Source organism: Stappia indica, assembly GCF_001696535.1.
Lineage (GTDB): Bacteria > Pseudomonadota > Alphaproteobacteria > Rhizobiales > Stappiaceae > Stappia > Stappia indica.
The window spans coordinates 401,400-414,220 of sequence record NZ_MBQE01000002.1 but is presented as its reverse complement, the minus strand read 5'-3'; the positions used below and the strand labels follow the sequence as shown (position 1 = coordinate 414,220).

Sequence of the window (12,821 nt, the reverse complement as noted above, 5' to 3'; positions counted from 1 at the left end):
ATCGGCATTGATGAACGGGACGGATGTCCCGAGGAGACGACCATGAACACCCTGTCGCGACGCGGCTTTCTCGCCGCAAGTGCTGCCGCCATTGGTGCGGCACATATGCCCCGTCTTGCCTTCGCGCAGACCGTGGCCCCAATCAGCCTCTCCGCTGCAACCCGGACGCTCGACATTAACGGGCGCGCGGCCACGGTCTTCGGTCTTGCCGGTCCCGGCGGTCAGGGGCTTGTCCTCGACCCCGGCCAGAAGTTCCGTGTCGATCTGACCAACGATCTCGACGTGGGCACGATAATCCACTGGCACGGCCAGATTCCGCCAAATGCTCAGGATGGTGTGCCCGACATGCCGATGCCGCTACTCGCGGCGGGCGAGACTCGATCCTATGATTTCGAGGCGCGGCCGGGCACCCACTGGATGCACGGCCATGTGCCGGTTCAGGAGATGCAGTTGCTCGCCGCCCCGCTGATCGTGCGCTCGGCCGAGGACGTCGCCGCCGACCGGCAGGAGGTCGTGATGTTCCTGCATGATTTCTCCTTCAAGGCCCCCGAGGAGGTTCTGGCGGAGATCAGCGGTGGCCAGGGCGGCGGACACGGCGCAGGCCACGGTGCCGGTGCAGTGCCCGATCAAGGCGCTCCCATGGGAGGCATGGGGGCGATGCAGGGCATGAATCATGGTGCCATGGGGCGCGGCGCCATGGGCGGCATGCCGATGGGCAACATGCCGGGAATGGGCGGGATGATGGGCATGGGCCGCCAGATGGGCGGCATGGCCATGGACCTGAACGATTACGACTGGGACGCCTATCTCGCCAACGACCGGACCCTGTCGGACCCCGAGGTGGTGCAAGTCGAGCATGGCGGGCGCATCCGGCTTCGGGTCATCAATGCCGCCGCGGCGACGGTGTTCTGGATCGAAACCGGTGGAGTAGAGGCGCGACTGGTCGCGGTGGACGGGCACGCCGTCCAGCCTGTCCCGGGCACGCGGTTCGGGCTGGCGATGGGCCAGCGGCTGGATATCGAGATCGACCTGCCGAACGAAGGTGGCGCCTGGCCGATCCTCGCCCTGCGCGAAGGCGCGCGGGAGCGCACCGGCCTGATCCTTGCCTCGCGGGGTGCCGAGGTCCGGCGCCTGGATGCCATGGCGGAGTCCGAAGCACCCGCTTTCGACACCGATTTTGCGCAGGAGGCGCGCCTCATTGCGCTGGATGCCTTGCCGGATCGCCCTGTGGACCGCAGCCATGTTCTGATGCTGGGCGGCTCGATGCAGCCCTATGTCTGGACGATCAACGGAGCGGTCTGGGGCCAGCACCAGCCGATCATCGCGCGCAGCGGCGAGCGGGTCGTTCTGTCGTTCCACAACATGTCGATGATGGCCCACCCGATACATCTGCACGGGCATGTGTTCCAGGTCGTCGGCCTGAACGGGCGCCGCGTCGCCGGGGCCCTGCGCGACACGGTTCACGTGCCGCCGATGGCGATGGTCGATGTCGCCCTCGACGCCGGCGAGGCTGCGCGCTGGATGCTGCATTGCCATCACATGCCGCACCTTGCGACCGGCATGATGACCGAGTTCGCGGTCACGGCATCAGCCTGACCCGGGTGGGGCGTCCGGACAGGGCGCCCCGACGTGCCGGAACCGACCCCAGCTGTCCTGCCCCATGTTGTCGTGAGGGCCGGTCAAAAGGCGTACCCTACGGGTGAAAATCAGGAGGATGAGATGATGAACTGGAACGACATGGGCTCCGGAATGGGTTTCGGAATGGGATTTGGCTGGCTCTTCGGCCTGCTGATCCTCGCGCTGGTGGTTTTGGCCATAGCGGCGCTGATCAAATATCTTCGAAAATAAGAGAAAGGACTTCTCAATGGCTTACACAATCAATCGCATGATCCCGGACACCGGTATCGACGATGTCGACGCCCGCACGCGCAAGGCGCTGGCGGACCATGGCTTCGGTGTCCTGACCGAGATCGACGTCAAGGCGACGATGAAGAAGAAGCTCGATGCCGAGATGCCGGCCTATCGCATCCTCGGCGCCTGCAATCCGAAGATGGCGCATCAGGCTATCGGGATCGAGCCGCGTGTGGGCGCGATGCTGCCCTGCAACGTGATCCTGCGCGAAGTCGAGGGCGGCGTGGAAGTCAGCGCGATCGACCCGGTGGCATCGATGCAGGCGATCGAGAACGCCGAACTGACGGCGGTCGCGGGTGAGGTGCGCGGCCTTCTGGCGAAGGCCGTCGCGGCGATCTGAGATGAGCCTGCGCGCAATCATCCTCGCAGGCATGGCGATCCTCGGGATCGCCATGCTCGGTGTCTGGCAGTTCGCGCCGTCGGTGTTCGCCGATCTGCGCGGCCTGATGGACGGCGAGCGCCTGGAGATGCTTGTCGCGCGCGCGGGTCTCTGGGGGCCGGTCCTGATCGTTACGCTCATGACCCTCGCGGTCGTGGCCAGCCCGATCCCGAGCGCGCCCATCGCGTTGGCGGCGGGAGCTGCCTACGGGCATCTGTGGGGGACGGTGCAGATCGTGATCGGCGCGGAACTCGGCGCGCTGATCGCATTCGGCCTCGCGCGGGTTCTGGGGCATGATGTCCTGCGGCGCGTATTCGGTGACCGCGTCGATGCCGGGCTCTTCGGGTCGCAGACCGCGTTGACGGCGACGGTCTTTGCCAGCCGCCTGATGCCCTTCGTATCCTTCGACATGATCAGCTATGCGGCCGGGCTCAGCCGTCTGCACGCCTGGCGGTTCGCCGTCGCGACACTGGCCGGCATTGTCCCGGCAAGCTTCCTGCTCGCCCATTTCGGCGGGGAAGCAGTGAGCGGAGACCTCGGCCGGGCGACTTGGGCAGTTCTCGGCCTCGGCCTTGTGACGGGCTTGCCGCTGCTCTGGGTGGCGATGCGCAGAAGGCCGGAAAAGGAAAATCCATGACGAAAAGCGATTACGAGAAGAACAGCATTACCCTTCCTGGCGCGGTGGCCATGGGAACGGGTGTGATGATCGGCGCGGGCATCTTCGCGCTCACCGGACAGATCGCCGAGCTTGCCGGGCCGCTCTTCCCGCTCTCGTTCGTCGTGGGCGCCATCGTGACCGCGTTCAGCGCCTATACCTACATCAAGATGTCGAACGCCTATCCCTCTGCGGGCGGCATCGGGATGATCCTGAAGAAAGCGTACGGGCCGACGACGGTCGCGGCGGGCGCCGCCCTCCTGATGGCGCTGTCGATGGTCATCAACGAAAGCCTCGTCGCGCGCACGTTCGGCACCTACACGCTGCGGGCATTTGGCGGCGATCCGGATAGCGTGCTGGTGCCAATCCTCGGCGTCGGGCTGATCGTCCTCGCCTGGCTCGTGAACGTCTCGGGCAGCCGGTCGGTCGGGCTGTTGTCCATCGTTATGGCTGTTCTCAAGGTGGGCGGCATCGCGCTGTTCGGGGCGGCCGGTCTGTGGGCCAGCGGCATCTCGTTCGAGGCGTCGGCCGGAGATTCTAGCGCAAGCGGGTTCGTCGCGTCGCTCGCGCTGTCCATCCTCGCCTTCAAGGGGTTCACGACCATCACCAACAGCGGCGCCGAGGTCACCGACCCGCACCGCAATGTGGGCCGGGCCATCGTCCTGTCGATCGCCATCTGCGTCGTCGTCTATCTGCTGGTCGCCTTCGCCGTCGGCTCCAGCCTGCCGCTCGACCGCATCGTGGCGGCGAAGGACTATGCGCTGGCTGAAGCGGCCCAGCCCGCCCTCGGGCAGACCGGCTTCTACCTGACGGTGGCGCTGGCGCTGGTGGCCACTGCCTCGGGTCTGATCGCCAGCGTGTTCGCGGTCTCGCGGATGCTGGCGATGCTGACCGACATGAAGATGATCCCGCACAGCCATTTCGGGATGCCGGGCACTATCAAGGACCACACGCTCGTCTACACCGTCGTGATCGCGGGCTTCCTGACGGTCTTCTTCGACCTCAGCCGCATCGCCTCGCTCGGGGCCTTCTTCTATCTGGTGATGGACATGATCATCCACTTCGGCGTGTTCCGGCATCTGCGCGAGGAAATCGGCGCACAAGGCTGGGTGTTGCTGACGGCCATCGCACTTGATGCCGTGGTGCTGGCCGCCTTCGCCGCGATGAAGTGGCAATCGGACCCGCTCATCGTCGTGGTCGGCATCATCGGCATGGCGCTGGTGTTCCTGTTCGTGGGGGTTTTCCTCGCGCGCAATCCTGCTCCCAAAGTCGATCACGACCATCACTGAGAAAGAGCTTGAGCTTCCAGTCTCTGGAAGGCGTAAGCTGAAACAAGAAATGAAAGGTTGGCAGGAAAGGTTGGCAGGATATGGACCACGATCATCATCACGCGGCGCCCGACATCCCGGCGGGGAGCGAGACGGCAAAGGACCCAGTCTGCGGGATGACGGTCGCAGTCAAGCCCGATGGGCGTCACGCCGAGTTCGAGGGCGAGACCTTCCATTTCTGCTCGGACAAATGCCAGACGAAGTTCAAGGCGGATCCGTGGTTCTATGCCTCGGGCCGGGCCGCCGGGCGGAAGAAGGCCGCTCCGGCCAACGTCCAATACACCTGCCCGATGCATCCCGAGATCGTCCGCGATGGACCGGGAGCCTGCCCGATCTGTGGCATGGCGCTCGAGCCGGTGGTGCCCTCGGACGAGCCCAGCGAGGAATTGACCGACTTCACCCGCCGAATGTGGATCTCGGCTGCCGCGGCGGTGCCGCTCATCATCCTGACGATGGGCGAACTGGTGGCGCTGCCGGTGCGCGACTGGATCGGGCACCAGACCGCCAGCTATCTCGAATTCGTGCTGGCCACGCCGATCATCCTGTGGGCTGCCTTGCCATTCTTCCGGCGCGGCTGGGACTCGATCGTGAACCACTCGCCCAACATGTGGACGCTGATCAGCCTCGGCGTTGCTGCGGCCTACCTCTACTCGATCGTCGCGACGTTCCTGCCGGGCGTCTTTCCGCAACAATACCGGATGGGCCACGGCGTCGGCACCTATTTCGAGGCGGCGGTCGTGATCGTGGCGCTGGTTTTCGTAGGCCAGGTTCTGGAACTGCGCGCACGAGAGCGGACGGGCGACGCGATCAGGGCGCTTCTGGACCTCGCGCCCAAGACCGCACGGCGCATCCTTCCCGACGGCACCGAATATGATGCGCCCCTGGAGAATATCGTGGAGGGCGACCGGCTGCGCGTGCGGCCAGGCGATGCGGTCCCGGTAGACGGGCTGGTGATCGAGGGGCGGTCATCGCTTGACGAAAGCATGCTGACTGGCGAGTCGATGCCGGTGGAAAAAGGCCCGGGCGATGCGGTGACCGGCGCCACGATCAACAAGAACGGCAGCCTGGTGATCGAGGCGGGCAAGGTCGGGTCCGATACCGTGCTGGCGCAGATCGTCGCGATGGTGTCGAACGCGCGGCGGTCCCGTGCGCCGATCCAGGGTCTGGCCGACCGGGTGTCGGCGGTGTTCGTGCCGACGGTGGTCGCGATAGCGATCGTCGCCTTCGTCGTCTGGCTCATCTTCGGCCCGGAACCCGCGCTTGTCTTCGCCATCGCTTCGGCTGTGTCGGTGTTGATCATCGCCTGTCCCTGCGCGCTTGGGCTGGCGACACCGATCTCGATCACCACGGCGGCGGGGCGCGGCGCGCAGGCGGGGGTGCTGATCAAGGACGCCGAGGCGCTGGAGCGCATGGCCGGCGTCGATACGCTGATCGTCGACAAGACCGGCACCCTGACCATGGGCAAGCCGAAGCTGACCGATACCGTGGCGCTGGCGGAACTGCCCGAGGCCGACCTGCTGTCGCTGGCCGCAGCTCTGGAGCGCGGCTCGGAACACCCTCTGGCCGAAGCGATCGTAGAGGGCGCCGAGGCGCAGGGCGCTCCGCGTCAGGAGGCTGCGGACTTCGATGCCGTCACCGGCAAGGGCGTGCGCGGCAAAGTCGGCGAACGCGCGGTGGCGCTCGGCAATGCGGCGATGATGCGGGAAATGGGGCTTGAAACGGGTGAGGCTGAAGCCAAGGCCGATGCTCTGCGCGCCGAAGGGAAGACGGCCATGTTCATTGCCGTCGACGACGCGCTTGTCGGAATCGTGGCTGTGGCCGACCCGATAAAGGACTCGACGGCTCAGGCCATCCGCGAACTGCATGCTCAAGGGCTGCGCGTGATCATGGCGACGGGCGACAACGAACGCACGGCGCAGGCGGTGGCGGGCAAGCTCGGGATAGACGAGGTGCGCGCGGGCGTTCTGCCCGAGGCCAAGAAGGATCTGATCGACCAGTTGCGGCGCGAGGGTCACAAGATCGCCATGGCGGGCGACGGGGTGAACGATGCGCCTGCGCTGGCCGCTGCCGACGTCGGCATCGCCATGGGCACCGGGGCCGATGTTGCAATGGAAAGCGCGGGCATCACCCTGCTGGGCGGTGACCTGATGGGCATCGTGCGGGCGCGCAAGCTCGCCCGTGCCACCTTGCGCAACATCAAGCAGAACCTGTTCTTCGCCTTCGCCTACAACGCGCTTGGCGTGCCCATCGCGGCCGGGTTGCTCTACCCCGTTATCGGCCTTCTGCTTTCGCCGATGATCGCGGCGGCGGCGATGAGCCTGTCCTCCGTCTCGGTGATCACCAACGCCTTGCGGCTCAGACGGGTCGATCTCTGACCTGTCAGTCCACGCATGCAATCTCGAAAGGAAAATCAGATGATCCAAGACAGTTTTTCCCGCCGCACGCTCCTGATCGGTGGAGCTGCACTGCTGGCTGCATCGCCCTTGGCGGCGCTGGCGCAAGGCGCCGGACCGGCGATCCATGTGATGAAGGATCCGAATTGTGGCTGCTGCTCGGCCTGGATCGAGATCCTGGAAAATGATGGTTTCGCGGTCACGACCGAGCACAGCGCCGGGACCGCGCTCATGCGCTACAAGCTGGACAGTGGCATTCCGCAGGAGATGGCCTCTTGCCATACTGCGCGGGTCGAGGGCTACATGATCGAGGGTCACGTCCCTGTGGCCGACATTCGCCGTCTGCTGGATGAGCGCCCCGATGTGGTTGGCCTCGCTGTGCCCGGCATGCCCTACGGATCGCCTGGCATGGGGCCGGAGAACGAGCGCGAGGCATACGACGTGTTCCTCATTCTGCGCGACGGATCGACCGAAATCTTCACCAGCTACGCTGCTGCTTGATGACGGGCCGGCGAAACAGTGACCGGAGGCGCGGCAGTGGCGCTAAAGACAGCGGCAACTGAAATAGCCTTCCGTCGCAGACGCTTGTTTCGCTTCTGCGACGGGTTGGAATGGTCAGTTGCCGAGATGTCTCCCATCAAAAGGGAACCCCCTTTATGAGCATGTGACCTAGGCTCAGGACTCATTGATCATATCCAGAAGATGACGGTTGCTGCGATGCAGATGGCGGAGAAGAAGGTGTGTGCGCATCGGTCGTAGCGGGTTGCGATGCGCCTCCAGTCCTTGAGCTTGGCGAACAGGTTCTCGACCTTGTGGCGCTGGCGGTAGAGCGCCTTGTCGTAGTCGTATGGGACTTTGCGGCTTCGGCTCGACGGGATGCAGGGCTCGATGCCCTTGGCTTCGAGTTCCTCGCGGAACCAGGTGCTGTCATAGCCACGATCGGCGATCAGATGAGAGGCTGACGGCAAGGCGTCGAGCACGAGACGGGCGCCCTTGTGGTCGCTCATCTGGCCTTCCGACAGGAGCAGGATGATCGGCCGGCCGTCGCCGTCGCAGACGGTGTGGAGCTTGGAGTTCAGCCCGCCTTTGGTTCGCCCGATACGACGGGGAACATCCCCTTTTTGAGCAGGCTCGCCGCCGTGCGGTGGGCCTTCAGATGCGTCGCGTCGATCATGATGCGCTCGGGCTTGGGTCCTTCGCCGGCGAGCCCGGCGAAAATGCGGTCGAACACACCCATCAGGCTCCAGCGGATGAAGCGGTTGTAGAGCGTCTTGTGCGGACCGTAGCCGGCTGGCGCGTCCTTCCACTGCAGCCCGTTGCGGATCACGTAGACGATGCCGCTCACCACCCGCCGGTCGTCGACCCTCGGCACTCCGTGCGACAGCGGGAAGAACGGCGATATCCGCGCCATCTGGCGCTCGCTCAGCAAAAACAAATCACCCATCACGACCTCCTACTCAAAGACCGTGAATCACATCTCAATCGGAATTAATAGGTCCTGAGCCTAGCTGTCGGGCGCCCCAGGGTATCGAGTCTAAGGACCGCTACCGCCAATCCACACACCTACCGGATATACGCTACAGGCTCCGATTGTTCTCGAGAAGCCTGGCAGCGTAGGTGTGTGTACCGGGTGTGTGCCCGGACGCCGACTTTCTGAAGCGCACATTCGCTGTCTGGCTCGCCGGGGATGGAACGGCTTCATTGTTCCCCATCCTTCGTCTCCATGGGCTTTCCGTCTCCGGCTAAAAAAGGGCCGAAACAGAATCATCCAGTCCTAGCGGAAATTATAAAGCCACACTTTATAAATTGAATCCGTTCTGAAACTTCTCATCTTGACAGCGCAGCACTTAAGCCCAAATATATAGCATGGCTTTAGAAAAGTATGGGCTTTTGAAACAGGTTCTGACTCATGCCCGGCCGGGCCAGCCGCTGACAGCGGCCTGGCTTGCCGAGCAGGGCGTGTCCGCGCAACTGGCCTATCATTACGTTCAGGCGGGTTGGCTCATCAGGCTGGGGCACGGATGGTTCCTGCGCGCCGGAGATGAACCGGAACTGCTCCTTTCCCTGGCGGCCTTGCCAGGCACTTTCCATATCGGCGGCAAGACGGCGCTCGCCTGGCACGGCTACCAGCACAATCTTGCCAATCGCCCCGATACCGAACTTTTCGCGCAAAGCCCGTTCCGCCTGCCTGAATGGATGCAGGCGCATTTTCCCCTCACAGTACGGCGGCGTCACCTTTTTGACGATCATGTCCAGGGCGTTGCGCCATGGCGCGACATGGCAAGTCTGCGGGTTGCTGAACCCGAACGCGCCGTTCTGGAAATGCTGTGGGGGGTCCCGCAACATCAAACGCTGGAAGAGGCCACCCACCTCGTCGAAAGCCTGTTCGGCCTGCGCGCAATGCTGATGCAACCGCTTCTGGAAAGCTGTCGCAGCGTCAAGGCAGTACGGCTTTTCCTGAACCTCGCCAAGCAGGCTTCCCTCCCCATCATGGAGGAACTTGACATGACCCGGATCCACACTGGATCGGCCACGCCCTATGTACGGCGCCACGCAACTGGCACGATCAGGACCTGACCGTGGATAAACGCTATTTCGAGACCGTGCAGCTTCTGCTCGATGTCGCGCCGCTCATTTTTAGGGGTGGGGATTTCGCCATGAAGGGCGGCACGGCCATCAATCTATTTCACCGCGACATGCCCCGGCTCTCGGTTGATATCGACGTGGTCTATATTCACGGAGATCGCGTGCGCGAGGAGGCGCTCGGCGCCATATCCCAGGCACTGGATCAGGCAGCGACCGAGCTGGAGCGGCGCGGACTTGCCGTCAGGCGGCAAGCATCAACTGGCGCCGGCGATATCAAGCTGTTTGTGCGCCGCGGTCTTTCCGAGGTCAAGGTTGAGGTCAACCCGGTCGGCCGCGGCACGCTGCTGCCTGTGCGTTCGGCCGAACTCTGCGCATCGGCGGCGGATGAATTCAAGCGCACCCTCAGGCTGCCGATCCTGGCGCCCGCGGAACTCTATGGCAGCAAACTTGTCGCCGCGATGGACCGGCAGCACCCGCGCGACTGGTTCGATTGCCTGCTGCTACGACGGAACGAAGGGTTGACCACCGACATACGCCAGACATTCGTCGCCTATGTTGCCGCCCACAATCGCCCTATCAACGAAATCCTGACCCCGAACCCGCAACCGCTCGAGGCCACCTATCGCAATGACTTTGTCGGCATGACGCGGGATGAGGTCGGCCTGGAAGCACTTGAGGAAACCCGCATCTGGTTGTTCGAGGAGTTGCCCAAAAGCCTGACACGCACGGAGCGGGATTTTCTCATCGGCCTGAAAGCGGGAGAACCCGACTGGAGCCTCCTGCCGTTTCCCTCACTGCAGCACATGCCCGCCGTGAGATGGAAGCTTGAGAACATTCGCAGGTTGAAGCAGTCCAACCCGCGCAAACACGCTGACCTGCTGGCAAGGTTGGAAGAGAAACTGGGGCTGTGAGGACCAGAGCACCGGTCACTCCCGCATCACCTTTTCCCAAGTGTATGCGCAATAGCTGCACAGGCCGGGATATTCGGGATTGTACTCATGAACCGTAATATCCGCGCTGCAGCGACTGCATTCACCGCCAACCGTTTCCTTGCAGGCAAAGCAGACGCTGACTTCTCCATTTTCCACATAGGCCTCGGCGTTGCATTCAGGGCAAATCGCAACCGGTGACGATTCACCATCTTTGGCGGCATAGTAGGCATCAATCTCATAGCTCGCCGATACCACCATTTCAGCCAGTTGCTGCTGATCGTATTCTTGGCCGCACTGAAAACATTTGCCGTCAGCCGCTTCGGTGTTAGCATTGTCGCGGTCAGCCTGCCCGATAAGCGACGAGCCACAGTTGCGGCAAGATATACGATCCAGCCTTTGGACCTCACCGGGCCAATTCAGGCGCAGGAGGCTGTCTATGCAGCTCTGCTGGACCCTGTTGAAGGCATTCGTCTCTTCAAGGATCGTGTCCCATACTTCTGCCAGCACATCTTGTGGGTCTTCCTTCAGCGTTTCCAAGAAGTCGATAATCATTGGAAATGAGGCGGCGATCGCCTCCTTCAATGCACCGACGGGTTCTGCCAAATGATAGTGCTCAAGATTGTTTCGGAACCGCTGTAGCTTATCGATATTCACGTCCGGCCACGACAGGTCGAATTTCTTGAATCGATTCTTGAGCTGGCTGAGATCCACCGTCGAATAGCCGACAACTTCGTGATCGACGCCGCCGTCGCCATCAGGAACAGGCTCGAATTTCGCGCCAATGATCTCCATCGGATCGGCTTCAGGAGCGGCGCGGATGAGGCATTCCTTGCCCAATAGCAGCAGGCCTGCATAGTAGTTTCGTGCCGCACTCAGCATGCGCGCATCCGAACCTTCCCGGAAGTCTTCAATCCCGAGCACAATCGAGGTTACCGCATTGTCGAATATATCCGCCATGTTCCCCGTAGGCCCGCCGCTTTTGGAGGGTCTATTCTAAACTATGCGCAGCGGGGCGTCACCGCGGTTGAAGCGTTGGCCGAGCGTGCCGTCGCAGCCTGGGGAACAAGAAGATGGCATAGAGCCGCGCGACATCCGGCATTCTCGCGACTTCTGGCGGCGTAGTGCTGGAGTGGAAGATCGAAGGCTGCAAACCGGAACTGTTGGGCAAACAGACTTCTATCTGCCGTCTTCAAAATGCAGATTCAACGTGTCCTGCAGTTTGCCCAACGTGCCATCTTTGCGAAACCGCGTGCCGCTGATGATGAAGGTGGCGCCCTTATCGCTTGCGTAGAGGGTAACTCCCGTGACGGAAAGGCGTAGGAAGCGCCCGCGATTTTCCGCTGCCACGATGTCCTCGATTTCAATGCCCAGGATGGACTGGGCCAGCGCAGAGCGCTCGGCTTCCAACTCCGTCTCCCAGTCGGCCAATTCATCCTCAATGCGCGCCAAAGCTTCCCGAGCCGACCGAAACGGGCGTTCCCTTCCGAACCATATACGGTCCGCGAGCAACAGCTTGTCGTCTGGGACCTGCCGTTCAATCGCGTATGTGGCGTGAGATATCATCTCGTATACGCGATCGGCCTCGAGCAATCCCTCTAGACGCTCTCGGTAGGGTTTCACGGTGGCTCGGGAAACGCTCGGAGGCAGCTCGATTTCCCGAACCGGCATGTAATCGATCGGCATAATTTCGCGCAGCTTGAGTCTGCCGGTGGCGACCCGCTCAGGCGGATCCTCGTCGCGCCACGCTCGCCGAGCACTTTGCACCCAGACTTCGGTGGCCGAAACACACAAGGTACTGTCCAAGAAAGCATGCGCTGCCGGCGCATAAAGATACCGGGCCGACCACGCGTGATCCGCGGCCATGAGCGGCATGACCACGTGGTCTAGTTTCTGGTCCCGGACGATGCGCACCAGAGAGGCAATCCTCTCCTGCAGGTGTGCCGTCAGACGTACGAAGACGGCAGGGCCATTTGCCGTGTATCGCGAGGGCTCGCGATCGCTCTCGAATATCAAGAGCTGTGGCCGTGCAAGTGGCAGGAGCTTTCCAACCAGACTGGTCGCACTGGATTGAACCGAGTGGCTCCAGTTGGCGGCGACTCGCCCCTCCATGACCCAGTGGTGCCCGCGGTTTTGAATGAGGAGCAGGATCTGCGCGGCGAGATCGGGGTGGAGTACGGGCAGCCTGGCCCCGCGTGTCCCACTCCCACCCAAATCCACACCACGAGCGGCCAACTCTTTGAGCGCAGCCTCGTAGAATTGCTGCTGCAATTTCGACAGTGATCCAGTTGTTTTCGCACGCGCCGTTTCCCGGCGTTTGCGATCAACCTCCTCCCGAAACGCGGCAAGTGGCGGACGTTTGGGAGTCTGCCCGGATTGAACCCGGGCCCAGTAGCCTCGCGGCGGTTTGGAAACCTGACGGCGGGCGCACAGCTTGGCGATGGCGACATCCGAAACGCCAAGTTCCCTAGCCACCTCCTGCGTCGGCTTCTCCCAAACCAGCGCGAACAGTTCCTCGCGCGAGAGCTCTTTTGACGGCATTTTGGCTCCTTTCTGGTCAATGGTCAGCGGGTATGTTTCGCCTTGTTATCGACAGCCACGTCCCTTCGTGAGCGATTTTCGACATTGGTGATTGATTTT

At 62.7% G+C, this 12,821-nt stretch carries 12 protein-coding genes; 9 read left to right on the top strand and 3 right to left on the bottom strand.

The features are described from left to right. Positions 1-42: 42 nt before the first annotated feature. The 7 genes from BBX35_RS09825 (at position 43) to BBX35_RS09800 (ending at position 7,167) form a co-directional block, all read left to right on the top strand. Positions 43-1,596 (top strand): multicopper oxidase family protein, encoded by a 1,554-nt coding sequence (locus BBX35_RS09825; protein WP_067219180.1) that lies wholly within the window; start codon positions 43-45, stop codon positions 1,594-1,596. Between the two features lie 126 nt (positions 1,597-1,722). Continuing rightward, complete coding sequence (locus BBX35_RS23990; protein ID WP_256431521.1) at positions 1,723-1,848, top strand: hypothetical protein; 126 nt, start codon at positions 1,723-1,725, stop codon at positions 1,846-1,848. A 16-nt stretch (positions 1,849-1,864) separates the two neighbouring features. Further along, complete coding sequence (locus BBX35_RS09820) at positions 1,865-2,251, top strand: DUF302 domain-containing protein (RefSeq protein ID WP_067219176.1); 387 nt, start codon at positions 1,865-1,867, stop codon at positions 2,249-2,251. Position 2,252: 1 nt separating this feature from the next. Next, complete coding sequence (locus BBX35_RS09815) at positions 2,253-2,927, top strand: TVP38/TMEM64 family protein (RefSeq protein WP_067219173.1); 675 nt, start codon at positions 2,253-2,255, stop codon at positions 2,925-2,927. Then, positions 2,924-4,234, top strand: a complete 1,311-nt coding sequence (locus BBX35_RS09810; RefSeq protein ID WP_067219170.1) for an APC family permease — start codon at positions 2,924-2,926, stop codon at positions 4,232-4,234. The genes BBX35_RS09815 and BBX35_RS09810 overlap by 4 nt, the downstream gene beginning before the upstream one ends. Before the next feature lie 80 nt (positions 4,235-4,314). Next, positions 4,315-6,648, top strand: a complete 2,334-nt coding sequence (locus BBX35_RS09805) for a heavy metal translocating P-type ATPase (RefSeq protein WP_067219167.1) — start codon at positions 4,315-4,317, stop codon at positions 6,646-6,648. Positions 6,649-6,687: 39 nt separating this feature from the next. After that, positions 6,688-7,167 carry a DUF411 domain-containing protein gene (locus tag BBX35_RS09800; protein ID WP_067219164.1) on the top strand — a complete coding sequence of 160 codons (480 nt, stop codon included), beginning with the start codon at positions 6,688-6,690 and terminating at the stop codon, positions 7,165-7,167. Between the two features lie 188 nt (positions 7,168-7,355). Here BBX35_RS09800 and BBX35_RS22825 read toward each other — a convergent pair. After that, positions 7,356-8,110 (bottom strand): IS5 family transposase gene (locus tag BBX35_RS22825; protein WP_088946071.1). Its coding sequence is split into 2 segments (ribosomal slippage): positions 7,356-7,777 and positions 7,777-8,110, totalling 756 coding nucleotides; the frame shifts between segments, so codons are not numbered across the junction. Positions 8,111-8,556: 446 nt separating this feature from the next. Here BBX35_RS22825 and BBX35_RS09785 point away from each other — a divergent pair. Continuing rightward, complete coding sequence (locus tag BBX35_RS09785; RefSeq protein WP_171901420.1) at positions 8,557-9,243, top strand: type IV toxin-antitoxin system AbiEi family antitoxin domain-containing protein; 687 nt, start codon at positions 8,557-8,559, stop codon at positions 9,241-9,243. A 2-nt stretch (positions 9,244-9,245) separates the two neighbouring features. Continuing rightward, positions 9,246-10,163 carry a nucleotidyl transferase AbiEii/AbiGii toxin family protein gene (locus BBX35_RS09780; RefSeq protein ID WP_067219158.1) on the top strand — a complete coding sequence of 306 codons (918 nt, stop codon included), beginning with the start codon at positions 9,246-9,248 and terminating at the stop codon, positions 10,161-10,163. 15 nt (positions 10,164-10,178) lie between these two features. Here the strand turns inward: BBX35_RS09780 and BBX35_RS09775 are convergent, their stop codons facing one another. Then, positions 10,179-11,141, bottom strand: a complete 963-nt coding sequence (locus BBX35_RS09775; protein WP_067219155.1) for a hypothetical protein — start codon at positions 11,139-11,141, stop codon at positions 10,179-10,181. A gap of 219 nt (positions 11,142-11,360) precedes the next feature. Next, the gene (locus tag BBX35_RS09770) at positions 11,361-12,722 is read right to left on the bottom strand and encodes a hypothetical protein (RefSeq protein ID WP_067219152.1); all 1,362 of its coding nucleotides are present in this window, start codon (positions 12,720-12,722) and stop codon (positions 11,361-11,363) included. Positions 12,723-12,821: the final 99 nt, after the last annotated feature.